The sequence below is a fragment of the Rhodoglobus sp. GW821-FHT12B09 genome, from assembly GCF_058809925.1.
The window spans coordinates 173,097-196,286 of record NZ_JBXATB010000001.1 but is presented as its reverse complement, the minus strand read 5'-3'; the positions used below and the strand labels follow the sequence as shown (position 1 = coordinate 196,286).

The following is a 23,190-nucleotide window of genomic DNA, read 5'->3' as shown; positions in this document are numbered from 1 at the left end:
AGCGCCTTACTCAACCCGCGCTAGAGCGCGGGCGCCTGGCTGATGAGGGTGCGGCCCCACTTCTCCTCGAGGAGGCGCTCGAGGGTGGCCCCGAGCGTGTAGAGCCGGGCATCCTCGCGGGCCGGCGCCATGATCTGGAAGCCGACGGGCAGGCCGTCCTCGGGGGCGAGCCCGATCGGCAGGCCCATGCCGGGCACGCCCGCGAGGTTCGCCGGGATCGTCGTCACGTCGTTGAGGTACATGGCCAGCGGGTCGTCGATCTTCTCGCCGAACGTGAAGGCCGTGGTCGGCGCGGACGGCGAGATGAGCACGTCGGCCTTCTCGAACGCCGAGGCGAAGTCGCGCTGGATGAGCGTGCGCACCTTCTGGGCGCTGCCGTAGTACGCGTCGTAGTAGCCGGCCGAGAGCGCGTAGGTGCCCAGGATGATGCGGCGCTTCACCTCAGGACCGAAGCCGGCCTCGCGGGTCGCGGCCATGACGTCCTCGACGGTGCCGCTCACCTTGGAGCGCATGCCGAAGCGCACGGAGTCGAACTTGGCGAGGTTGCTGGATGCCTCGGCGGGCAGGATCACGTAGTACGCGGCCACCGCGTACTCGAAGTGGGGAGCGGAGACCTCGACGATCTCGGCACCCGCCGCGGTGAGCAGCTCGATGGCCTCGTGGAAGCGCTGCGAGACGCCGGCCTGGAAGCCGGGGCTGTCGAGCTCCTTGACCACGCCGACGCGCAGTCCCTTGAGCGACTCCGCGCGGGCACCCGATCGGGCGGCCTCCGCGAACGACGGCCACTCGTCCTTGAGCGACGTGCTGTCGCGCGGGTCGTACTTGCCGATCACGTCGTGCAGGAGCGCAGCGTCGAGGACAGTGCGCGACACCGGGCCGACCTGGTCGAGCGAGGAGGCGAGGGCGATCGCGCCGTAGCGGGAGACTCCGCCGTAGGTGGGCTTCACGCCGACGGAGCCGGTGACCGCGGCCGGCTGGCGGATCGAGCCGCCCGTGTCGGAGCCGAGGGCGAGCGGCGCCTCGAAAGCCGCAACGGCCGCGGCAGAGCCGCCGCCCGAGCCGCCGGGGATGCGGTCGAAGTCCCACGGGTTCTTGGTGGGGCCGTACGCCGAGTGCTCGGTCGACGAGCCCATGGCGAACTCGTCCATGTTGGTCTTGCCGAGCGGGATGAGTCCGGCGGACCGGAGCAGCGCGACCGGGGTCGCGTCGTAGGGCGGGATCCAGCCCTCGAGGATCTTCGAGCCCGCGGTGGAGGGCATCCCGATGGTGCAGAGCACGTCCTTGATCGCGACGGGCACACCGGCCAGGGGGCCGAGCTTCTCACCGGCCGCGCGCTGGGCGTCGACGGCGGCCGCGGCATCCAGCGCCGAAGCGTTAACGTGCAGGAAGGCGTGGATGTCGCCGTCGACCGCAGCGATGCGGTCGAGGTGCGCCTGAGTGGCCTCGACGGACGAGACCTCGCGCGAGGCGAGCTTCTCCGCGAGCGCGGCGGCGGAGAGGTGGATCAGGTCGCTCACTGCTCCTCCCCCAGGATCGCGCTCACCTTGAAGCGGGAGCCGTCGTGCTCCGGGGCTCCGGCCAGCGCCTGCTCGGTGGTGAGGGTCTGGCCCGGGACGTCGGGCCGGAACACGTTGACCAGCCGGATCGGGTGGCTCGTCGCGGGAACGTCGGGCGTTGCCACCTCGCTCACCTTCGCGACGGACTCGACGATCACGCCGAGCTCGCCCGTGAGCTTCTCGATCTCCTCGGGGGTCAGCGCGATGCGAGCGAGATTCGCGAGGTGGGACACGACATCGGTCGTGATTTCAGACATGCGACTCCGGGGTGTGAGTGAACAGCGGCGTGCGGAAGGGGACCGCACAAGTCTACGGTCAGCCCGTCTGGGTCAGCGCAGCGGGGCTGGGCGGCACTCGCTCTCGCCCTGCAGAGTCATGGCGCGGTCGCTGAGCCGGAAGATGAGCAGCGCGGCGCCCTCGTTCGTTCCGATGAGCTGCGCGACGGGGCCGATCTGGGTGCTGTCGACCGTGTAGCCCTCCTCCTCCCAGGCCGCCGCGACGGCCGACGAGGGGTCGCCGACAGGCGGGGCGGTGCGCAGCGCGGAGAAGGTGCGGCCGGCGGCACTGCCGAGGATGCAGCCGCGGCTGTTCGGGTCGTCCAGGTTGCTCCAGCTGCCGCCGATCAGCTCCTGCGTCTCGTCGAGGGTGGAGTAGAGGTCGCTGCGAGCCTGGGCGAGAGTGGGGGCATCCGACGCCGAGTCTGCCTGGGCGCGGGTCATGCAGCTGCCCAGCAGGAGGACGGGAAGCACGAGGAAGCACGCGGCCCCCACGCCGCGTGCTATCCCCTGTGCAACACCTGACCGCATTGGACCCCCATCGCAATTGCGTCGGGTATCACGCTACGACTGGCGCGCGGCGGTGTCGCGTCCCACTACGGGGAGCACTCATTCGGGGTACGGGCTACTGGCCCGACGTGACGTACTGCCCCTGGCCGATGCTGATGAGGGCGAAGTTGCGCATCGACTCGGTGCCGGCGGAGAAGTACTCGTTGTGACCGGTGGATGCCCCGAGCGCGAGGTGCGTGAGAGGGTCAGTTCCCCCGCTCACGCCCATGGGCTTGGCGCCGTAGCTCTTGGCACCCGGGTCACTGCCGAAGTACGCGCTGTTGGGGATCGGATCCCACGCCGCCTCCCCCACGTAGACGTTGCCGTTGCGCACGTGCAGCTCCTCCACCGACTTCGCGGGACTGCCGGGCGAGCCGACCATGGCGAGCGCGTCGATGTCGAAGTCGTACTCGGTCAGCGCCATGAGGGCGGCGGTCGAGCCGTAGGAGTGCGCGATCACCGAGACGTAGGGCTCGTTGCCCGCGCGGACCGACTGGAGCCCCTCGATGGCGCTGGCCAGGGCATCCCGGCCCTCGTACGCGTTCTGGATGCCGCCCACGTTCGTGAGGTTGGGGGTGTGGTAGCCGATCCAGGCGACGGTCGCGACTGTCGGGTCGGCCGTGGTCGTGGTGCCCGCGCCCGGGCCGAGGAGCGCGAGCCAGCTGAGCTCCTCGTCGTGGAGGCGGGACGCGGCATCCACCCAGTCCCCCATCTGGTTCTCGATGGTGAAGAACATGCCGGGCACGAGGTAGCTCACGTAGTCCGCGGTGCGGAGGTCGCCGAGGACGATGGCCGCGCGGCCCTGGCCGGTGACATCGAGGGTCATCAGGGTGCGGTTCGACGACCGGCTGTCGCCGAGCGCGTCGGAGATGGATTGCAGCATGTGCAGCTGCTGCTTCGCGTTCTCCACCACCGTGCGGCCGGACTCGGTCGCGATCGTCTCGTTGAGGCTGCGCATGGTCGACGTGAGCACGGCGCGGTTCGCGACGTCGCGGATGGAGTACGGGATGCCGTCGAGGTTGCCCACGAGCTGCGGGGTGGCATTGCGCAGGGCGAGCCGGGCATCCATGTCGAGGCCCTGCCACCACAGCGTGACGTCGTGCGCCGGGGGCGGGCTGGCGAGGAGGCCGGCGATGGCCTCCGGGTTGGCGGCGGCCCAGGTGGTGATGCCGCGGGACGGCAGCAGCGAAAGCTGGTCGAGCAGACGGGTGCCCTGCACCTGGCCGCTGACGCCCTCGGCAGGCTCGGGGCCGATGAAGGGGGCCGGCGGGGCGTCCGGCAGGGCATCGGGCTGCGCGACCGGCAGCGTGCTGTGCACGGAGTACGTGGAGATTTCGTGAACGCCAAAGGCCTCGGCGACCGGTCCCAGTGTCACCGAGGTCAAGATTGCTGCGACGTCAAACAGCACTTCGGGTGTCCCTCGTTTGCACGATCGAACGCCGTGGGTCGGCGTGCGTTCGCGCACCCCCCCATGGTAGGGGATAGAACGCCCCGTTTGGGGGGTCACCAATGTTTCCACTGTGAAAATTGTTAATTGGAATTCCGCCGGGTTACAGGGAACTCCAACGAGCGCGGAAGGCGTACGGAATCGGGGGTCGACAACCCTGAATTCGGGGTACATTTCAGCCCGGCGATATACCGGTTTAGTCGCCGATCAGGCTCCCGGTGTCGCACATCCCTGAGTCTCGGCTGCCGAGAGTGCAGAAAACGCTCTCTAGGTCGGATTTGGGAGCGTTTTCTGCACACTCGTGGGTGTGCGGTCGTGGGTCTGGGGTCGTGGGTGTGGGGTCGTGCGTCTGGGGCTCAGTCGAGCGCCGAGGGGCCGCCGGCCAGCAGTTTCGCGAACTGCTCGGCGTCGATGATGCGCACCCCGAGCTCCTCCGCCTTGCCGAGCTTCGACCCGGCGCCCGGGCCCGCGGCGACGAAATCCGTCTTCTTCGAGACGCTCGACGCCGCCTTGCCGCCCGCCGCGATGATCGCCTCGAGCGCGCCCTCCCGCGTGAACCCCTCCAGCGAGCCGGTAGCGACCACGGTCAGTCCGGCGAGCGGGCCGTCGTTGGCCGCAGCGGCACCGGGACCGGGATGCCCGGGGGTGGAGAACTGCACGCCGGCCGCCGCCCACTGCTCGATGATCTCCTGGTGCCAGTCGACCGCGAACCACTCGATGAGCGCGTCCGCGATGATCCCGCCGACGCCGTCGACGGCCGCGAGCTCCTCCCTCGTGGCGGCGCGGATCGCGTCGAGCGAGCCGAAGTAGTTCGCGAGCGCCCGCGCGGCGACCGGCCCGACGTGCCGGATGCTGAGCGACACCAGGATGCGCCAGAGGTCTTTGGTCTTCGCCTTCTCGATCTCCTCGAGCAGCTTCGTCGCGGCGCTGGACGGCACGAACTCGGAGTCGCCCTCGCCGTCCTTCTTGGCGCGCTTGCGCTGGTACGGCGTCTCGGTGCGCCCCGTCGGCAGCCCGGTCTCGCGATCGCGGACCTCGACACGGATGTCGACGAGGTCGTCGAGGGTGAGCGCGAACAGCCCCGCCTCGGTGACGAGCGGCGGGACCTCGGGCACGAGCGGCTGCGTGAGCGCCGCGGCGCCGACCTCGCCGAGCCCCTCGATGTCGAGCGAGTTGCGCGAGCCGACGTGCTCGACCCGCCCCCGCACCTGGGCGGGGCAGCTGCGCGCGTTCGGGCAGCGCAGGTCGATGTCGCCCTCCTTCGCCGGGGCGAGCAGCGTGCCGCACTCCGGGCAGTGGGTGGGCATGACGAACTCGCGCTCGGTGCCGTCCCGCAGCTCGACGACCGGCCCGAGCACCTCCGGGATCACCTCGCCCGCCTTGCGCAGCACGACGGTGTCGCCGATGAGCACGCCCTTGGCCTTCACGACGTCCTGGTTGTGGAGGGTGGCCTGGCGCACCACCGAGCCCGCGACGCGCGCCGGCTCCATGACGGCGAAGGGGGTAACCCGGCCGGTGCGGCCGACCGAGACGACGATGTCGAGCAGCTTGGTGTTCACCTGCTCGGGCGGGTACTTGTAGGCGATGGCCCAGCGGGGCGCCCGGCTGGTCGCCCCCAGCTCCTCGTGCAGGTACAGCTCGTCGACCTTCACGACGATGCCGTCGATCTCGTGCTCAACCGAGTCTCGGTGGTCGCCGTAGTACTCGATGAACTCGGCGGCCCCGGCGGCGTCGGGCAGCACCCGGTAGTGGGTGCTGGTGGGCAGGCCCCAGCCCTTGAGCAGCTCGTACGTCTCACTCTGCGACGCCACGGGAGGGTTGCCCCAGGCGCCGATGCCGTGCACGAGCATCCGGAGCCGCGACAGCCTGCGGTGCATGAGGTCGAGCCCCGCCGCGTTCTTGCCCTCGGACTTCTGGCGGAGCGACCCGGATGCCGCGTTCCGTGGGTTCGCGAACACCCTCTCCCCCGCGGCAGCCTGCTCGGCGTTCAGCTCGCGGAACGACTCCACCGGGAAGAAGATCTCGCCGCGGACCTCGACGAGCGGCGGATGCCCCTCGCCGGTCAGTCGCGCCGGGATTCCGTTGATGAACCGCACGTTCTCGGTGACGTCCTCCCCGACCACCCCGTCGCCGCGCGTGGCGGCACTGACGAGGCGGCCGTTCTCGTAGCGAAGGTTGATGGCGAGGCCGTCGATCTTCAGCTCGCACAGGAAGTCGACGCGGCGGCCGGAGTCGCGCTCGACCTTCGTGGCCCAGGCGGTGAACTCGTCGAGGGAAAACACGTTGTCGAGCGAGAGCATGCGCTCGGCGTGCGTGACGGGGTCGAAGAGGGTCGCGGCGCGGCCGCCGACGGTCTGGGTGGGGCTGTCCTGCCCCTGGAGCTCGGGGAACATCCGCTCGAGCTCGTCGAGGCGCCGCATCATGCGGTCGTACTCCTCGTCGCTGACGAGCTCCTCGTCCCGCTCGTAGTACGCGTCGCGCAGTTCGAGGATGCGCGTGGTCAGCGCGTCGACCTCGGCCTTCGCCGCCGTCAGTTCCGCATCCGCGTGTTGATGTACTTCGCTCTCTGCCACCCCGCCAGTTTACGGACGGCCGCCGACGTTGCTCAGGCGCGAATGGGCACGGCGGAGACGGTGCGCGCGACCGTGCACTGGCCGAGAACGCGGGTGCCGACGTACAGCACGGCGGTCTGCCCCGGCGCGAGGCCCGTGATGGGCTCTACCGGCGTGACCACGAGCTCGCGGTCGCGCACGACAGCCGTCGCGGGCACCGGGTCGGCGTGGGCGCGCACCTGCACCTCGCAGTCGAACGGCGTGGCCGGATCGCGGGGCGGAAGCCCCGCCCACGAGTACTTCGTGCCCGCCAGCTCCCCGATCTCGAGCGCCTCGCGCGGCCCGACCACGACCTCGTTCGTCTTGGGTCGGATCTCGAGGACGAAGCGCGGCTTGCCGTCGTCCGTCGGGTAGCCGACGTTGAGGCCCTTGCGCTGGCCGATCGTGAAGGCGAGCGCACCCTCGTGCTGGCCGATCACCGTGCCGTCGCGATCGAGGATGGCGCCCTGCTCGGCGCCCACCCTGTCGGCGAGCCAGCCGCGGGTGTCGCCGTCGGGAATGAAGCAGATGTCGTGAGAGTCGGGCTTGTTCGCGACGCTGAAGCCGCGGGCGGCGGCCTCGGCGCGGACCTCCGCCTTGGAGGGGGTGGCGCCCAGCGGGAACATCGCGTGCGCCAGCTGCTCCGCGGTGAGCACGCCGAGGACGTAGCTCTGGTCCTTCGCCCACGCGGAAGCGCGGTGCAGCTCGCGGTTGCCGTCGGCGTCGGTGACGATCGAGGCGTAGTGGCCGGTCACGACGGCGTCGAAGCCGAGCGCGAGCGCCTTCTCGAGGAGCGCCGCGAACTTGATGCGCTCGTTGCACCTCATGCACGGGTTGGGGGTGCGGCCGGCGGCGTACTCGGCGATGAAGTCGTCAACGACGTCGAGGCGGAACCGCTCGGAGAAGTCCCACACGTAGTACGGGATGCCGATGATGTTGGTCGCGCGCTGGGCATCCATCGAGTCCTCGATGGTGCAGCACCCGCGGGCACCGGTGCGCAGCGTGCCGGGAGTGCGGCTGAGCGCGAGGTGCACCCCGACGACCTCGTGGCCGGCGTCGACGGCGCGCGCGGCAGCGACGGCGGAGTCCACTCCCCCACTCATCGCCGCGAGAACCTTCACCCGACGAGTGTACGTACTACTCCTGAGCTACTGGATGTCGGTGAGGGTCTTCTCGACGACGCCCAAACGGGTCTCGATGCTCTCGAGCTTGGCAAGCACCGCCTTGTTGGTCGCGATGTTCTCCTGCATCACGTCGCCCGCCTTGGCGTTGCCCTCCTTCGAGCGCCCGTAGCCGCGGGCGCCGATGATGACCATGGCTGCCCAGCCGATGACGCCGATGATGGCGATGTAGCCGTACCAGGGGATGTCCATTGTCGTGCTCGCTCTCGTTAGGGGATCTCGGTGAGGGTCTTCTCGATCGAGCCGAGGCGCTGTTCGACGGCGCCCAGTCTCGCGAGGAGCTCGGTGTTTGTCGCCGCGGCATCGTCGGCGAGCTTCTTGTAGTCGCCGCCGTTCGCGGCGTCGGCAACGTAGCGCTTCGTCTCGTTGCCCTTGTTCACGGCGTTCGTGATCACTCCCGCGACGATCGCGATGATCGCGACGAGGGCGAGCCAGAACCAGAGGCTGTAGAACCAGTACTCCATTAGTCGTTGCCTTCCTTCGGGGGTTCCTGCGGAGTTTGTTGGGGGGATGCCGCGACCGCCGCCACGAGAGCGGCAAGGTCGAGGGTCTTGGTGAAGGGCGCTGCGGTGAAGAGCTTCAGCGCCTTGCCGTCCTCGGTGAGCTCGTGGTGGCCGGTCACGAACCCGGCCTCCTCGAGCTTGGCGAGGTGCATGTAGAGCAGTGCGCGAGACATCCCCATCCGGCGCGCGATCTCACTCACGTGCAGGGGTGCCTCGGCGATCGTGGCGAGGATGCGCATGCGCTGCGGACTCGAGATCGCGGTCAGCCACGTGCTCAGCTGCTCCGCATTCACGCTTCCTCCTTTCACCTGTCAGAAGTTTATTACAGGTGCAAAGGCGGGCGCAAGTGCACGGTCGGTCGCGCTGCCCGAGCCATGCGGTGGTTGCGACCTCGCGCGGAGGGAACGGCGGGCGCGCCGTGTCGAAAGGTCCGCACGGGTGCGGAGGCGGCCACCCCGCGCGGCGGGTGGCGCAGTCGCGAGCTGCTCAGCCCGCCGCCATGCCCGCCGACCTCGCGCGCTCGACCGCCGCGGGGAGCGCGGCGAGGAACGCGTCGACCTCGGCCTCCGTGGTCTCGTGGCCGACGGTGATGCGGAGGGCTCCGCGGGCGTCGGGCTCGATGAGTCCCATCGCGAGGAGCACGTGGGAGGCCTCGGGCACCCCGGCCTGGCAGGCGGAGCCGGTCGAGACGCTGAAGCCCGCGGCATCCAGCAGGAAGAGAAGGGAGTCGCCCTCGCAGCCGGGGAACGTGAAGTGCGCGTTGTTCGGCAGACGGTGGAGGGGGTCGCCGCGCAGGATCGCCGTCGGCACGGCGCGCTGCACCCCCGCGATCAGCCGGTCGCGCAGGGCGGTGCTGTCGAAGAGGGGCAGGGATGCCGCGACGCCGAAGGCCACGGCGCCCGCCGAGTCCTGCGTGCCCGACCGGGCGCGCTGCTGGTTGCCGCCGTGCAGGAGCGGGGTGACGGTCGTCGCGCGGGAGATGAGGAGCGCGCCGACGCCCACCGGCCCGCCGATCTTGTGGGCGGAGACGCTGAGCGCGGCGAGCCCGGACGCGTGGAAGTCGATCGGCACGTGCCCGTAGGCCGAGACGGCGTCGCAGTGGACCGGCACCCCGTGCACCGCCGCGAGGGCGACGAGCGCCTCGACCGGCTGGACAGTACCGACCTCGTTGTTCGCCCACAGGGCGGTGACGAGGGCTACGTCGTCGGCGAGCGCAGACTCCACGTAGGCGAGGTCGATACGGCCGGCCGAGTCGACGGGGATCCAGTCGATGACCGCGCCCTCGTGCTGCTCGAGCCACTCGACCGCGTCGATGGTGGCGTGGTGCTCGGCGCGGGAGACGAGGATGCGGCGCTTCGCCGGATCCAGGGCGCGCTGCGACCAGAACAGCCCCTTGATCGCGAGGTTGATCGCCTCGGTCCCGCCCGACGTGAACGTCACCTCGACGGCGTCGGCGCCCAGGGAGGAGGCCACCGCCTCGCGCGCCTCTTCGAGCATCCGCTTCGCCTGCTGGCCCCGTGAGTGGATCGACGACGGGTTGCCCACGACGCCGAGCGCCTCGACGTAGGCGGTGAGCACGGACGGCCGCAGCGGCGTCGTGGCCGCGTGGTCGAGGTAGATGCCCGTGCGCTGTGCTTCCGTGCGCTGTGCCTCCATGTGCTGTGCCTCCTTCGTAACAAGCATGACTCACGCGTTGGCTACCCTTGTCCCCATGCCTGACCACCCGACTGACCATCTGGCCGACCTCGGAGTGACCCTCGGCGACAGGGGCGGCGAGCTGCGGGTGTGGTCCGCCTCGGCGACCAGCATGGAGCTCTGCCTGTTCGACGAGAAGGACCCGTCGTGGGTCGCCAAGACGATCCCGATGGCCAAGGGCGAGGGCGACGTCTGGGCTGCCGAGTCGAAGCAGCTCGTGCCCGGCGTGCGGTACTCGATCCGCGCCAACGGCCCGACGACCCCCGGCCACGCGTTCGACCCCGCGCTGCACCTCATCGACCCGTACGCCCGCGGCCTGGCCCGCACGTCGAGCGGCGACTGGCGCGGCTATGTGCAGGAGCCCGACACCTTCGACTGGGGCCACTCGAGAAAGCCCCGCATCGGCATGGACCACACCGTACTGTACGAGGCCCACGCGAAGGGCATCTCGAAGCTCAACCCGGAGGTGCCGGAGGAGCTCCGCGGCACGTACGCGGGGCTCGCCCACGAGTCCACCATCGCCTACCTGAAGGACCTCGGCGTCACCACGGTCGAGCTCCTCCCGGTGCACCAGTTCGTGAGCGAGCAGCGGCTCATCAAGCAGGGCCTCATCAACTACTGGGGCTACAACACACTCAACTTCTTCACCCCGCACGCCGCGTACGCCAGCCGCGAGGCGCAGTTCGGCGGCACCGGCGCGGTGCTGCGCGAGTTCAAGGGCATGGTCAAGCTCCTGCACGAGGCGGGGCTCGAGGTCGTGCTCGACGTTGTCTACAACCACACCGCCGAAGAGGGCCTGGGCGGGCCCACCACGAGCCTGCGCGGCCTCGACAACAAGAACTACTACCGCCAGACACCGGACGGCGAGTACGTGGATGTCACGGGCTGCGGCAACTCGGTGAACACCGCGACGGTGGCCGCCCAGCGGCTCATCCTCGACTCGCTGCGGTACTGGGCGAACGACGTGCAGGTAGACGGATTCCGCTTCGACCTCGCGGCGACCCTGGGGCGGGATGCGGCGAACGAGTTCCAGCCCGAGCATCCCCTGCTGCTCGCCATTCGCGACGACCCGCAGCTGCAGGGCGTGAAGATCATCGCCGAGCCGTGGGACGTGGGCATGGGCGGCTGGCAGGTCGGCAAGTTCCCCGACGGCTGGTCGGAGTGGAACGACGGCTACCGCGACCGGATGCGCGACTTCTGGCTCACGGACATCGGGGCCGCCCGGGCGAACGGCGCTGCGCCGAACGGCATCGGCTCCCTCGCGCGGCGGCTCGCGGGCTCGGCGCACGTGTTCTCGCAGGAGCGCGGGCCCATGGCCTCGGTGAACTTCATCACCGCCCACGACGGCTTCACCATGGCCGACCTCACCGCGTACAACGAGAAGCACAACCTCGGCAACGGCGAGAAGAACCGCGACGGCACCGACAGCAACCACTCGTTCAACTACGGCGCCGAGGGCCACACCGACGACGAGACCATCAGGGAGGCCCGCTGCAAGGCGATGCGCAACCTGCTCGGCACGCTGCTGCTGAGCGCGGGCATCCCGATGCTGACCGCCGGCGACGAGTTCGGGCGCACCCAGCGGGGCAACAACAACGCGTACAACCAGGACGGCGAGCTCACCTGGCTGCCGTGGGAGCACGAGGACTGGCAGGACGACCTGCTGCAGGTCACCCGCCAGCTGATCGAGCTGCGGCGCGAGAACCCCGCCCTGCGGCCGGTGCGGTACGGGAAGTGGGGCGAGACCGTGCCGAGCGCCACGCAGATGGACTGGTACAACAAGCAGGGGCTCGCCATGAGCGAGAAGGACTGGGACTCCCCCGAGGAGCGCACGCTGCAGTACCTCGCCGCGTCGACCCCCGAGTTCGAGGAGTTCAACCGCATCCTGCTCATCGTGCACGGCCTCGAGGACGACGTGACCGTGACCCTGCCCGAGCACGAGGGCGTCACGTCGTACACGCTGCTGTGGGATTCCGCGGTCGAGGACGCGACCGAGTCGATGGACGAGCACGGCCCGGGCAGCGAGCTCGTCGTGGCGGGGGCGTCGATGCAGCTGTTCAGGGCGCACTGAGCGCATGAGCGGCACCCCTGCGACGGTCGCGCTCGGGGCGGCGGGCATCCCGTTCACCGCCCATGAGTACGCGCACGACCCCGGCACCACGAACTTCGGCCTCGAAGCCGCGGACGCGCTCGGCCTCGACCCCGGCCAGGTCTTCAAGACCCTGATGGCGGATGTCGACGGCCAGCTCGTCGTGGGCATCGTGCCGGTCTCGGGCAAGCTCGACCTCAAGGCCCTCGCCGCGGCGGCGGGCGGCAAGAAGGCGGAGATGGCGGACCCGAAGCTCGCCGAGCGGCGGACCGGCTACGTCGTCGGCGGCATCTCCCCCATCGGGCAGAAGCTGCGGCACGTGACCGTGCTCGACGAGACCGCCGAGCTGTACGACACGGTGTTCGTGTCGGGCGGCCGCCGCGGGTTCGACATCGAGCTCGCGCCCGCCGACCTGGTGAGCGCCACGGGGGCGATCATCGCGGCGATCGCTCGCTAAAGCGGTTTCGCAGCTAGGATCGACGAAGGAACCTCAGGGAGCGAACGTGGCGACGAAGTCTGTACGACTCATCGATCTCGCGCGCGCCGCGGACGTGTCGATAGCGACGGCGTCCCAGGTGATGAACGGCTCGGGCCGCGTGGCGGAGCAGACCCGGGAGCGCGTGCTGGAGACGGCCCGGCGCCTCGACTACCGGCCCAACGCGCTCGCGCGGTCCGTGGCATCCGGGCGCAGCAACACCATCGGCATCCTCGCCGAGAATGCGTCGGGCGCGTTCTGCATGCCCGTGCTGGTCGGGGTCAACCGCGCGCTCTCCGACGTCGACCTCGCGAGCACGCTGTACGACGCACAGCACGACGGCAAGCAGCGGCGCGAGCACGTGCGCCGCCTGCAGTCGCGCCACGTCGACGGCGTCGTCGTGATCGGCGAGGGCACCGACTTCCTCAGCGCATCCGTGTCGCACGACTTCACCGGGCCCGTGGTCTACGCCTTCTCGCGCTCCGACGACCCCGACGACCTCTGCACGCTGCCGGATGACGCGTTCGCGGGCGGTCTCGCCGCTGAGCACTTCGCCGGCATCGGTCGCACCCGCGTGGTCCATGTGACCGCCGAGGCGCGCCTCAACTCGGTGCGGGACCGCGCGCGCGGCCTGCGCGAGGGGCTCGAGTCGCGCGGACTCTCCCTCGTCGAGCCCGTGCGCCACGGCGACTTCACGCGGGAGTGGGGCTTCGCCGCCGCGAACGCCATCCTCGCCGACGGCGTGGAGTGCGACGCCATCTTCGCGGGCAACGACGAGATCGCCATCGGCCTGCACGCGCAGCTGCTCGCCGCGGGCATCCGGGTTCCGGAGGACATCGCCATCATCGGCGTCGACAACAAGGCCGGCCAGGCGGGGGTCACGGAGACGCTGCTCACCACCATCGACCTCCGGTTCGACGCGGTCGGCTCTGCCGCGGTCGAACTCGTCGCCGCGAAGCTCTCGGGCGAGGAGGCCACGACGGCCCTGGTGCCCGGAGTCCTCGTTCCCGGCCGCTCGACCCTCGGCGGCCCGGAGACCCCGCGGTCGCTCGTCGTGGAGTCGTTGCTCGGCTGACGCTGCCGCCTGCTCCGGGCGTCCCCCGGCCCCGGGCACCCCGGCTCCGGGGCGTCCCTCGGCCCCGGGCATCCCCCGGCTGTATCAAATGCAGGAGTGCCGCTCGCCCAATCCGCGTACTTCTGCCGGAGCACTCTGCGTGAGAGCGCTCACCTCCTGCATTTGGTACCGGGGCGGGCGGGGCGGCTGGCAGGGAAGGCGGGCGGCGGGCGGGGGGCGGGCAGGGCGGGGCGCCCGCGGGAGCAGCTAGCGGCGGCGGGCGCGGGCTCCCCAGCGGCCGTCGCGGAAGTCGACGTCGATCGGGTGCTCGAAGGCCGCGGTGACGTTCGCCGTGGTCACGACGTCGTGCACCGCGCCCACCGCCGTGAGCCTGCCGTGCGACACGAGCATGGCGTGGGTGGTCGTGCTCGGCAGCTCCTCGAGGTGGTGGGTCACGAGGATCGATGCGACCTCGGGATGCGACTGCTCGAGCGTGTCGATCGTCTCGAGCAGCTGCTCCCGGGCCGCGACGTCGAGGCCGGTCGACGGCTCGTCGAGCAGGAGGAGCCGAGGCTCGGAGATGAGTGCACGGGCGATGAGGGTGCGGCCGCGCTCGCCCTGCGAGAGGTTCGGCCAGAGCGAATCGGTGATCCCGGCCAGGCCGAGCGCGCCGATCAGCCCGTGCGCGCGATCGAGCTCGCCGGCAGTGGGCTCCCACCGCATGGCGCTCTCGATCGTTCCCGTGATGCCGGTGAGCACCACCTCGAGCACGGTGAGCGGCGACCGGACCGGGTGCCGCGGATTGACGTGCCCGATCGACCGCCGCAGCGCCTGCAGCTCTGTGCGCCCCAGCTGGCCGTCGAGCACGTGCACGGTGCCGGTGGTCGGGTGCGTGAGAGCGCCGCAGAAGCCGAGGATCGTGCTCTTGCCCGCGCCGTTGGGGCCGAGGAGGGCCCAGTGCTCCCCCGCCTCGACGACGAAGGACACGTCGTCGAGGATGCGCCTGCCCTCCCTGACGAACGAGACGCTGCGGAGCTCTACGACCGGTGGCACGAAGACGAGCCTACGGTCAGTCCTTGAGCCCCGAGGTCGCCCCCACTCCGGAGAGGATCTGCTTCTGGAAGACCGCGAACAGCAGCACCGGGATGATCGTCGCGAGCAGCAGCGCAGCCATGAACACCGAGAGGTCGGTGATCTTGCCCACCAGCGGCAGGGCCACCGAGATGGGCTGCACCGCCGAGTCGGCGAGCACCAGCGAGGGCCAGAGGTAGTCCTTCCACGCCGCGATGATCGCGAGCAGGGCGACGACGCCCAGGATGGGGCGCGACAGCGGGAGCACGATGTACCAGAGCATCCGGAGGTTGCCGACCCCGTCGATCCGGGCCGCCTCGATCAGCTCGCGCGGCATGGCGCGGAAGAACCCGACCATGATCAGGATGCTGAACGCGTTCGCCGCCGCGGGCAGCCAGACGGCCCAGTACGTGTTCTGCAGGTTGATGCCGAACGGCGGCACGTCGAGGATCGTGAGGTACAGCGGCACCAGCGAGACGACGCCCGGCAGGAACAGCGTCGCCAGGATCGCCCCGCTCAGGATTCCCGCCCAGCGCGGTTTGAGGATCGCGATGACGTACGCCGCCGAGATCGCCACCGCGAGGTTGGCGAGGCACGCGCCGCCCGCGACGATGATCGTGTTCAGCAGGTACTTCCCGACGTCGACAACTCCGAACGCCGCCGCGTAGTTGCCCCACTCGTCGGCGTGCAGGAAGACGCCGAACGGATCGCGCAGTACCTCCTGCGTCGTGTTGAGCGACGCGAACGCGAGCCACGCGATCGGGCCGAGCCCGGCGATGACGACCCCCGCGAGCACGATGGCGTGCACGAGCCGCACCGCCACTCGGGTGCCGGGACGGACGAGGTCGTGGCGGGAGACCAGGGTGCGCGCGTCGTCGCTCATGCGTCGCTCCACTTTCTCGTGACCAGCAGGTAGACGGCCGAGAGGGCCGCGAGGAACACCGCGAGCAGCACGCCCAGGGCGGTCGCCGCCCCGTAGTCCCCCGCCGTGAAGGCGTACCGGTAGAGCAGCACGAGCACGGTGACCGTCGCGTTCTGCGGCCCGCCCCCGGTGAACAGGAACGGCTCGGCGAACACCTGCGTCGCCCCGATCAGCTGCAGCAGCAGCATGATCACGATGACCGTGCGCAGCCCGGGAAGGGTCACGTGCCAGATACGGTGCCGGATGCCCGCGCCGTCGAGCTCTGCGGCCTCATACAGCTCGGGCCGCACGCTCGTGATGGCGGCGAGGTAGATGAGCGTGGCCGTGCCCGCGCCCGCCCACGTCGCCTCGAGGACGATCGAGGGCATGGCGGATGCCGCGGAGTTCAGCCACGGCTGCGGGCCGATGCCCACGATCGCGAGCAGGCTGTTGAAGAGCCCGTGCGGGCTCGAGTCGTAGAACACCTTCCACAGCAGGATCGCGACCACGGGCGGCACGATCACGGGAAGGTAGGCCAGGAAGGACGCGAGGCGCCGAGCGGGGCCGCGCAGGGTGGAGACCGCGACGGCGAGGGCGATCGGCAGCGGGAATCCGAACAGGATCGCGAGCACCGTGAACCACAGGGTGTTGAGCACCGCGGTGCCGAGCAGAGGGTCGGCGAGCACGTACTCGAAGTTGGAGAGGCCGACCCAGGTGGGGTCGGCGACGAAGTTCCACTTCTGGAAGCTCATGGTGATGCCCTGGAGGAGGGGCTTCCAGGAGAAGTAGCCGAAGATCAGCAGGGTGGGCACAGCGAGCGCGAGTGTGCTGAGCCCTCCCCGGCGGCGCCAGCGCGTGAAGCGCGAGGCGGGTGGTGCTGCTGTCATGGTTCTCCGGGAGATCGGCGGGGGGACGTGCTGCGGGGGCCGGGGTCGCCGGCCCCCGCAGGTCTTACTATCGGCCCAGCTTCGCCTGAACTGCCTTGGCGGCCTCGGCGACGAGCGAGTCGATGTCGGCGTTCTTGTCGGTCAGTACAGCCTGCACGACCGGGTCGAGCGCCGCGTAGAGCTCCTGCGAGTTGCTGGCGGGCTCGGCGAGCACGGTCTGCTTGGGCGCGCGGTCGAGGTACGGCTGGAAGTTCGACGTGGGCACGTTGTTGACGTCCTTGATCCAGCCCAGGTAGGTCTCGAACTGCTTGTCGCTCACGGGCGAGAGGCCGGGGATCGCCACCGCCGTGTTCTGCGAGACCTTGAGGTTGGCGTCCTCGAGCGCCGCGTCCTCAGAGCGGTACTTCTCGAGCTTGTAGTAGTCGATCCACTCGACGGCCGCGACCTTCTCGGCCTCCGTCGCCTTGGCGTTGACGATCTCGACGTTGCCGCCCGAGAGCGTCACCGAGTCGCCGCCGTCCACGGTCGGCAGGGTCGTGAAGCCGAAGTCGGCGGAGGGCATCCCGAACACCTCGACAATCGGCTGGTAGGCGAGGGACTGGATCACGAACATGCCCACCTCGCCCGCGGCGAACTGCTGGGCGAGGTCCGCGGCTCCGAGCAGGAAGTTCGAGCCCATGGAGTCGTCCTCCCAGCGCAGGTCGTGCAGGTACTGCAGCGAGTCCTTGGTGGCATCGGAGTCGAACGTGACCTTGGTGCCGTCCTCGTTCTCCATGGTGCCGCCGCGGCTGTACGACTGCGCCGCGATGATCCAGCCGCCCTGGTTGTCCTTGGTGAGCTGCGAGAAGCCGGTCTTGCCGGTTTTGTCGGCGATGGTCTTGGCAGCGGCGCGCACCTCGTCCCAGGTCGTGGGCGGGTTGTCGGCGTCGAGGCCGGCCTGCTCGAAGAGCGCGCGGTTGTAGGCGAGCCCGAGCGAGTAGGCGTCGGTCGGGATGCCGTAGACCTGGCCCTTGGCGTCCTGGGCGATGGCGAGCGTCGAGGCGTTGAGCTCCGACGAGAGGGAGGTCGTGGCGAGGGCGTCCGTGATGTCGGCGACCTGGCCGCGCTGGATGAGGCCGCTCATCTCGGTGAAGGGAACACCGAAGACGGTCGGGAGGTTGCCGCCGGCGAGCTGGGCGGCGAAGGTCTCCGGATCCCAGGTCGCCTCCGACGTCTTGATCGTCCACTTCGGGTGGGCGCTCTTGAACGCGTCGAGCTTCTCGTTGAAGTACGCGAGCTCGGCCTCCTGCGAGGCGGGCGGCTGGTTGCCGATCGTGATGGTGACCTTCTGCTGGTCGATGTCCTCGGCGGTCGGGGCGCTTGGCGCGCACGCCGCGAGGGAGAGGAGGCCGACCGCGGTGACCGCGGCCAGTGCCTTGCTTGCGAGTTTCATCGTCGAAACCTTTCTCGGCCGAGCCTGCGCTCGAGCGTCGTTGCTGTGGTGCGTGAGGGGGTGCTACCGTGTGAGCCGCGCTGCCAAAGCGCTTTATCACTTGGCTGGAATGAGCATCGCCGCTGAACCCCGACAAGTCAAGCCAATCATGCAAAATGCCGAATCTCCGGCATCGAAAGGACTTCTGCGAAATGTTGCGAACCGTTTTGACCGACGGCTGGACGGGCGCGCTCGCGTCAGAGACGCCCGGCGATTTCGCGCAGTTCCCGGCAACGGTGCCGGGCAACGTGTTCACCGACTTGCTCGCCGCGGGACTCATCCCCGACCCGTTCGACGGCGACAACGAGAAGAAGCTGCACTGGGTAGGCGACAGCGACTGGAGCTACTCGACGGCGTTCGACGCCCCCGCCGGTGCGTTCGACCGCACTGACCTGGTCTTCCACGGCCTGGACACGATCGCGCGCATCGTCGTGAACGGCCAGCAGGTCGCCTCGACCGCGAACATGCACAGGACGTACCGGATTCCCCTTGAAGGGCTCCGCCCCGCGGGCAACACCCTCGAGGTGCACTTCAGCGCCCCGCGCCGCGTCGGTGCCGAGCTGCGGGACCGGTACGGCGTGCGGCCCGTGGCGTTCAACGACGTGAGCCCGTTCCTGCGGAAGATGCAGTGCGACTTCGGGTGGGACTGGGGCCCCGACCTCGCGCCGAGCGGCATCTGGCGCGACGTCGAGCTCGAGGCGTGGAGCACGGCACGGATAGCGAGTGTGCGCCCGATCGTGAGCGTGGACGCGGCGGACCGGGGAGCCGTCCGCTTCGAGGTCGAGCTCGAGCGGGTGAGCGAGTCGCCCGTGACCGTGCGGGCCTCGGTCGGCGGCGTGACTGTCGAGGAGACGGTTGCTGCGGGGCGGGCATCCGTGTCGCTCGTCGTCGACGTCGACCACGTCGAGCGCTGGTGGCCGCGCGGGCGCGGCGAGCAGAACCTGTACGAGGCGGTGGTCGAGCTCGTGGGGCTCGACACGTGGAGCAAGCGCGTGGGGTTCCGCGAGCTCGAGGTCGAGCAGCTCGAGGACGCCGATGGCGAGGGCAGCAACTTCCGCGTGATCGTGAACGGCGAGCCGCTCTTCATCCGGGGCGTCAACTGGATTCCCGACAGCTCGTACATCGCCGCCGTCGGGCGCGAGAGGTACCGGGAGCGGCTCGGCCAGGGAGTCGCTCTCGGCATCAACCTCGTCCGCGTGTGGGGCGGCGGGGTCTTCGAGAGCGACGACTTCTACGACACGTGCGACGAGCTCGGCGTGCTCGTGTGGCAGGACTTCCTGTTCGCCTGCGCCGCCTACCCCGAGGAGGAGCCGTTCGGCACCGAGGTCGAGGCCGAGGCGCGCGACAACATCACGCGCATCATGGCGCACCCGAGCCTCGCGATCTGGAACGGCAACAACGAGTGCGTGTGGTTCTGGTTCCTGCACGACTGGCAGACCGTGCTCGAGGGCAAGACGTGGGGCGAGAAGTTCTACTTCGACCTGCTGCCCTCGCTCGTGGCCGAGCTCGACCCGCAGCGCTTCTACCTCGCGGGCAGCCCGTACTCGGGCGCGCGGGACCGCGAGCCGCTCGACCCGCGCCGCGGCGTCGTGCACTCGTGGGTGCCCGGCGACTACCGCGAGTACGAGGCGATCCGCCCGCGCTTCGTGTCGGAGTTCGGCTTCCAGGGGCCGCCGACGCGCGAGCTCTTCAACACCGTGGTGCACGTCCCTTCGCCGACGCCGTTCGATCCCGCGGTCGCCCAGCACCAGAAGGCGGCGTACGGCACCGAGCGCATCGAGGACGTCATGCGCATCCACACCGGCATTCCGGCCGACTTCGACGACTGGTACTGGACCGCCCAGCTCACCCAGGCCCGCGCCGTGAAGTTCGGCATCGACTTCTTCCGGGCGCTGTCGCCGTGGTGCTCGGGCACCATCGTCTGGCAGCTCAACGACTGCTGGCCCGTCATCTCGTGGTCGATGATCGACTCGTCCACGCGCTGGAAGCCGGCCGCGTACGCGATGCGCACGGCGTTCGCCGACCGCGTGGCCTCCCTGCACCGGGTCGACGGCGTCGTGCGCATCGCGCTGGGCAATGAGGGCCCGGATGCCTGGGCCGCCGCCGCCCGCATCGAGCGGTGGCACCCCTCGGGCCGCCGCGCTCACGGCACCGTCGAGGTGTCGACCCCCGCACGCTCGACCACGTGGATCGACCTCCCCGCCGAGGTCGGCCAGCCCGCCGCCGACGAGCTCATCGTCGTGACCGTGGGCGACGTGCGCGCGACGTTCCTCGGCGGGGTCGACCTCGACTTCGCCGACGCCGCGCCGGCGTTCTCCGTCGCGGTCGCCGCCGCCCGCGACGGCGTCGACGTGACGATCACCGCCGAGAGCCTCCTGCGCGAGGTGTGCCTCTTCCCCGGCTCGATCGACGAGAATGCCCACAGTGACAAGAACCTCATCACCCTGCTCCCCGGCGAGTCGGAGACGTGGCACGTCTCGACGAGCCGCCCCGGCGGCTTCACCTCCGAGTCGGTGCGCGCGCTGGTGCGGACGGCCCGGCGGGTTGAGTAGGCCGCCCGGGGCCGTATCGAAGCCGGGCGCAGCCGGGGTTCGCCCATGATCCTCGAACCGGGCGCGGGCCCCGCGCACGCCCCCGCCTCGGCCAGCGCCGGACTGTTCACCGACGCGCCGCTGCGCTACTCGGGCCGCGGGCGCGTCACCCTCGGCGACGCCGGCGCGGGCGACGAGCTGCGGTACGCGGTCTTCCCCGTCTACGCGGACGGCTTCGGCGCGACCGCGATCGCCGTCGACGTGCTCTTCGACGACGGCACGCGGCTGCTCGACCTCCCGGCGGTCGACCAGTACGGCCTGCCTGCAGACGCCCTCGGCTCCCTTGAGAGCCACGCGCTCATGCCCGACCAGTGGAACCTGCGCCGCATCGGACTCGGCGGCCGCCGGGCTGTCGCGCTCGAGGTCGTGTCGGAGACGGACGGAGAGGGCTGGCTCGACGGGGTGGCCGTCGGCGACCCGCGTCCGCTGCCGCGCGTCGACACCCGCCGCGGTAGCCACTCCTCCCCGTACCTGTCGCGCGGCAACACCGCCCCGTTCGTCGCGGTGCCGCACGGCGCGGTCTTCGCGACCCCGATGACCGACGTCTCGAACCCGCACTGGAACTACACCTGGAACGCCCACGGCCCCGGTCGAAAGCCGTCGCTCGCGGGCCTCGCGATCTCGCACTCCGCGAGCATCTGGATCGGCGACTGGGGAGTGGTGCTCTTCACCCCGCACGGCGACGGCGCCTTCGACCACGACAACGAGACCGCGCTGCCCCACCGCTACTCCGTCACCCGTGACGACGGCGTCCGCGCCGAGGCGACCGCGAGCGACTGGGGCCTCGTCCTCCGCTTCCGGTTCCCGGCCGGCTCGGGCGCGATCGACGTGTCGTCGTTCGGCCCCGCCGAGTTCGCCTTCGACGGCGGCCTACTGAGCGGCTGGGTGGACGGGTCCACCGTGCACGGCCAGGTCATCCCCCGGATGCACCTCCGCGCGGCAACGGAGGGCGTGCTCTCGTTCGACGGCACGACTCTGACGACCGGCCCCGAGGCGACGCTGCACATCGGCACGTCGCTGATCGGCGAGCCGAGCATCCCGGACGACTTCGACGCCGTCGCCCGAGACGCCGAGCAGCGCTGGGAGGAGCTCTTCCAGCAGGTGCACGTGGAGGGCGCTACCGACGACCAGCTCCTGACGCTCTACTCGAACCTCTACCGCATGCACCTCTACCCCACCAGCCTTGGCGAGCGGATGCCCGACGGCACGCTCGCGCACTGGTCCCCCGCGCGGGGCGAGGTGGTGCCCGGCGGGCTCAGCGCGAACAACGGCTTCTGGGACACCTACCGCACTATCTGGCCGGCGCTCGTACTGCTGCAGCCCGATCGCGCGGCGGAGCTGCTCGACGGCTTCGTGCAGCACCACCGGGAGGGCGGGTGGGTCCCGCGCTGGTCGGCTCCGGGCAGCCTCGACGCCATGGTCGGGACGAGCTTCGACATCGTGTTCGCGGACGCCGCTTCGAAGGGCGTCATCGACCCCGAGGCCGGGTACGGGGCGGTCCTGCGCGACGCTACCGCGCGCTCCGAGCATCCCGCAGACGGTCGCAAGGGGCTCGGCTCGTCGCTCTACCGGGGCTACGTCGACCGCACCACGCCCGAGGGCCTCTCGTGGACCATGGAGGGCGCCCTCAACGACTTCGGCCTGTCGGTGCTGGCCGGGATGCTCGGGCACGAGGCGGAGCGCCGGTACTTCGCCTCCCGGGCCCTCGCGCACGAGGCGCTGTGGGACGAGGCAACCGGATTCTTCCGCGGTCGCGAGGCATCGGGGGAGTTCGGCTCCGCCTTCGACCCGTTCGTGTGGGGCGGCGACTACACCGAGACGAGCGCCTGGACCATGGCGTTCGCCGCTCCGCACGCCGCCGCTGGCCTGCGCGACCTCGGCCCGCGCCTCGACGAGTACTTCGCGACGCCCGAGCGGGGAGACGAGAGCGTCCGCGGGGAGTACCCCACGGTCATCCACGAGATGATCGAGGCGCGCGACCTGCGCATGGGCCTCTGGGGGCTGTCGAACCAGCCGGCGCACCACATCCCGTTCCTCTACGCGCACGCCGGGCAGCCGGCCAGGATGCAGCGGATCATCGCCGAGGCTCGGCAGCGGCTGTTCACGGGCTCCGAGATCGGCCAGGGCTACCCCGGCGACGAGGACAACGGCGAGATGTCAGCCTGGTGGTTCTGGGCCGCGCTCGGCCTCTACCCGCTCACGCCCGGCTCGGGCGAGTACGTGGTGTGCGGCCCCCTGTTCGACCGGATGACCGTCGCGCTGCCCGGGGGCACCCTGGACGTGGTGTCTCACGGTTCGGGGCCCTATGTGCAGTCCGTGCTGGTGAACGGCGAGCCGTGGGAGCACATCGCTATCCCGCACGCGACCATCGCCGCGGGCGCGACCCTCGACTTCCTGATGGGCCCTGAGCCTTCCGAGTGGGGAGCCGCCTCCCGGCCGTTCTCGCACGCGGCCGATCGGCTCGTCGACGCGTCGCCGGGTGCGATGGTCTCGGTGCCCGCGCTCGTCGACGACGCGGGCGAGACCGTGGTGGCGCTCGACGAGGTCACGTGGGAGTTCGCCGCGCCTACGACACCCGAGCTCTACACGGTCACCTTCGCCCAACCCGGTACGCACGCGTGGCGGCTCGAGGCGTCGGACGACGGCGTTACCTGGACCGTGCTCGACGAACGGGTCGAGGCGACGGACTGGCCGATGCAGCTGCGGCCGTTCGAGGTCGCGACGGCGGCTGCGCGATGGTTCCGTGTCGTCGGGGACAGTACGCCCGTGACCCAGCTGGAGCTGCTCACGCGGGTCGAGTAGGCCGCCCGCGGCCGTATCTCAGCCGGGGTCAGCTCTCGCCCATGCGGAGGTT

19 protein-coding genes are annotated in these 23,190 nt (G+C 70.4%); 5 read left to right on the top strand and 14 right to left on the bottom strand.

Annotated features, from left to right (window positions below; genetic code table 11):
• Positions 1-20 precede the first annotated feature (20 nt).
• The 10 genes from gatA to AC1RTC_RS00890 all read right to left on the bottom strand — a co-directional run bounded on the left by gatA (position 21) and on the right by AC1RTC_RS00890 (position 9,758).
• Entirely contained in the window at positions 21-1,517 is a 1,497-nt protein-coding gene (gene gatA / locus AC1RTC_RS00935) for an Asp-tRNA(Asn)/Glu-tRNA(Gln) amidotransferase subunit GatA (protein WP_493153578.1), read from the bottom strand.
• On the bottom strand, positions 1,514-1,813 hold the full coding sequence (gene gatC, locus AC1RTC_RS00930; RefSeq protein WP_493153577.1) for an Asp-tRNA(Asn)/Glu-tRNA(Gln) amidotransferase subunit GatC: 300 nt from the start codon (positions 1,811-1,813) through the stop codon (positions 1,514-1,516). Before gatC ends, gatA begins: the two co-directional genes overlap by 4 nt.
• Before the next feature lie 72 nt (positions 1,814-1,885).
• Positions 1,886-2,275: a hypothetical protein gene (locus AC1RTC_RS00925; protein ID WP_493153576.1), complete on the bottom strand. Its 390-nt coding sequence runs from the start codon at positions 2,273-2,275 to the stop codon at positions 1,886-1,888.
• A 181-nt stretch (positions 2,276-2,456) separates the two neighbouring features.
• Positions 2,457-3,755 (bottom strand): alpha/beta hydrolase, encoded by a 1,299-nt coding sequence (locus AC1RTC_RS00920; RefSeq protein WP_493153575.1) that lies wholly within the window; start codon positions 3,753-3,755, stop codon positions 2,457-2,459.
• Positions 3,756-4,183: 428 nt separating this feature from the next.
• On the bottom strand, positions 4,184-6,400 hold the full coding sequence (ligA, locus tag AC1RTC_RS00915; protein ID WP_493153574.1) for an NAD-dependent DNA ligase LigA: 2,217 nt from the start codon (positions 6,398-6,400) through the stop codon (positions 4,184-4,186).
• 32 nt (positions 6,401-6,432) lie between these two features.
• A complete protein-coding gene (gene mnmA, locus AC1RTC_RS00910) occupies positions 6,433-7,539 on the bottom strand; it encodes a tRNA 2-thiouridine(34) synthase MnmA (protein ID WP_493153573.1) in 1,107 nt (368 codons plus the stop codon).
• Between the two features lie 27 nt (positions 7,540-7,566).
• Positions 7,567-7,791 carry a hypothetical protein gene (locus AC1RTC_RS00905; RefSeq protein ID WP_493153572.1) on the bottom strand — a complete coding sequence of 75 codons (225 nt, stop codon included), beginning with the start codon at positions 7,789-7,791 and terminating at the stop codon, positions 7,567-7,569.
• A 17-nt stretch (positions 7,792-7,808) separates the two neighbouring features.
• On the bottom strand, positions 7,809-8,063 hold the full coding sequence (locus AC1RTC_RS00900; RefSeq protein WP_493153571.1) for a hypothetical protein: 255 nt from the start codon (positions 8,061-8,063) through the stop codon (positions 7,809-7,811).
• Positions 8,063-8,395: an ArsR/SmtB family transcription factor gene (locus tag AC1RTC_RS00895; RefSeq protein WP_493153570.1), complete on the bottom strand. Its 333-nt coding sequence runs from the start codon at positions 8,393-8,395 to the stop codon at positions 8,063-8,065. The genes AC1RTC_RS00900 and AC1RTC_RS00895 overlap by 1 nt, the downstream gene beginning before the upstream one ends.
• A 193-nt stretch (positions 8,396-8,588) precedes the next feature.
• The gene (locus AC1RTC_RS00890; RefSeq protein WP_493153569.1) at positions 8,589-9,758 is read right to left on the bottom strand and encodes a cysteine desulfurase family protein; all 1,170 of its coding nucleotides are present in this window, start codon (positions 9,756-9,758) and stop codon (positions 8,589-8,591) included.
• Between the two features lie 55 nt (positions 9,759-9,813).
• On the opposite strand from AC1RTC_RS00890, the gene glgX reads away from it, so the two are divergent.
• Genes glgX through AC1RTC_RS00875 form a run of 3 tightly spaced genes read left to right on the top strand, consistent with a single transcriptional unit; the run spans position 9,814 to position 13,436 of the window.
• The gene (gene glgX / locus AC1RTC_RS00885) at positions 9,814-11,868 is read left to right on the top strand and encodes a glycogen debranching protein GlgX (RefSeq protein WP_493153568.1); all 2,055 of its coding nucleotides are present in this window, start codon (positions 9,814-9,816) and stop codon (positions 11,866-11,868) included.
• Positions 11,869-11,872: 4 nt separating this feature from the next.
• Positions 11,873-12,343: a Cys-tRNA(Pro) deacylase gene (gene ybaK, locus AC1RTC_RS00880; protein ID WP_493153567.1), complete on the top strand. Its 471-nt coding sequence runs from the start codon at positions 11,873-11,875 to the stop codon at positions 12,341-12,343.
• A gap of 46 nt (positions 12,344-12,389) precedes the next feature.
• On the top strand, positions 12,390-13,436 hold the full coding sequence (locus tag AC1RTC_RS00875) for a LacI family DNA-binding transcriptional regulator (protein ID WP_493153566.1): 1,047 nt from the start codon (positions 12,390-12,392) through the stop codon (positions 13,434-13,436).
• 246 nt (positions 13,437-13,682) lie between these two features.
• On the opposite strand, the gene AC1RTC_RS00870 is transcribed toward AC1RTC_RS00875, so the two are convergent.
• The 4 genes from AC1RTC_RS00870 to AC1RTC_RS00855 form a co-directional block, all read right to left on the bottom strand.
• Complete coding sequence (locus AC1RTC_RS00870) at positions 13,683-14,468, bottom strand: ABC transporter ATP-binding protein (RefSeq protein WP_493153565.1); 786 nt, start codon at positions 14,466-14,468, stop codon at positions 13,683-13,685.
• A gap of 16 nt (positions 14,469-14,484) precedes the next feature.
• The gene (locus AC1RTC_RS00865) at positions 14,485-15,369 is read right to left on the bottom strand and encodes a carbohydrate ABC transporter permease (protein ID WP_493153564.1); all 885 of its coding nucleotides are present in this window, start codon (positions 15,367-15,369) and stop codon (positions 14,485-14,487) included.
• Positions 15,366-16,274 carry a carbohydrate ABC transporter permease gene (locus AC1RTC_RS00860; RefSeq protein ID WP_493153563.1) on the bottom strand — a complete coding sequence of 303 codons (909 nt, stop codon included), beginning with the start codon at positions 16,272-16,274 and terminating at the stop codon, positions 15,366-15,368. Before AC1RTC_RS00860 ends, AC1RTC_RS00865 begins: the two co-directional genes overlap by 4 nt.
• 67 nt (positions 16,275-16,341) lie before the next feature.
• Positions 16,342-17,706: an extracellular solute-binding protein gene (locus tag AC1RTC_RS00855; protein WP_493153562.1), complete on the bottom strand. Its 1,365-nt coding sequence runs from the start codon at positions 17,704-17,706 to the stop codon at positions 16,342-16,344.
• A gap of 191 nt (positions 17,707-17,897) precedes the next feature.
• Between AC1RTC_RS00855 and AC1RTC_RS00850 the strand changes: the two genes are divergently transcribed.
• On the top strand, positions 17,898-20,297 hold the full coding sequence (locus AC1RTC_RS00850) for a glycoside hydrolase family 2 protein (RefSeq protein ID WP_493153561.1): 2,400 nt from the start codon (positions 17,898-17,900) through the stop codon (positions 20,295-20,297).
• 45 nt (positions 20,298-20,342) lie between these two features.
• Positions 20,343-23,138, top strand: a complete 2,796-nt coding sequence (locus AC1RTC_RS00845) for a GH92 family glycosyl hydrolase (protein ID WP_493153560.1) — start codon at positions 20,343-20,345, stop codon at positions 23,136-23,138.
• Positions 23,139-23,190 lie beyond the last annotated feature (52 nt).

Coding starts and splice junctions, on each gene's coding strand:
- AC1RTC_RS00850 (WP_493153561.1), top strand. CDS start 17,898: ATGTTGCGAACCGTTTTGACCGACGGCTGGACGGGCGCGCTCGCGTCA.
- ybaK (WP_493153567.1), top strand. CDS start 11,873: ATGAGCGGCACCCCTGCGACGGTCGCGCTCGGGGCGGCGGGCATCCCG.
- AC1RTC_RS00845 (WP_493153560.1), top strand. CDS start 20,343: ATGATCCTCGAACCGGGCGCGGGCCCCGCGCACGCCCCCGCCTCGGCC.
- AC1RTC_RS00890 (WP_493153569.1), bottom strand. CDS start 9,758: ATGGAGGCACAGCGCACGGAAGCACAGCGCACGGGCATCTACCTCGAC.
- gatC (WP_493153577.1), bottom strand. CDS start 1,813: ATGTCTGAAATCACGACCGATGTCGTGTCCCACCTCGCGAATCTCGCT.
- AC1RTC_RS00860 (WP_493153563.1), bottom strand. CDS start 16,274: ATGACAGCAGCACCACCCGCCTCGCGCTTCACGCGCTGGCGCCGCCGG.
- AC1RTC_RS00855 (WP_493153562.1), bottom strand. CDS start 17,706: ATGAAACTCGCAAGCAAGGCACTGGCCGCGGTCACCGCGGTCGGCCTC.
- AC1RTC_RS00900 (WP_493153571.1), bottom strand. CDS start 8,063: ATGGAGTACTGGTTCTACAGCCTCTGGTTCTGGCTCGCCCTCGTCGCG.
- AC1RTC_RS00905 (WP_493153572.1), bottom strand. CDS start 7,791: ATGGACATCCCCTGGTACGGCTACATCGCCATCATCGGCGTCATCGGC.
- AC1RTC_RS00865 (WP_493153564.1), bottom strand. CDS start 15,369: ATGAGCGACGACGCGCGCACCCTGGTCTCCCGCCACGACCTCGTCCGT.
- glgX (WP_493153568.1), top strand. CDS start 9,814: ATGCCTGACCACCCGACTGACCATCTGGCCGACCTCGGAGTGACCCTC.
- AC1RTC_RS00925 (WP_493153576.1), bottom strand. CDS start 2,275: ATGACCCGCGCCCAGGCAGACTCGGCGTCGGATGCCCCCACTCTCGCC.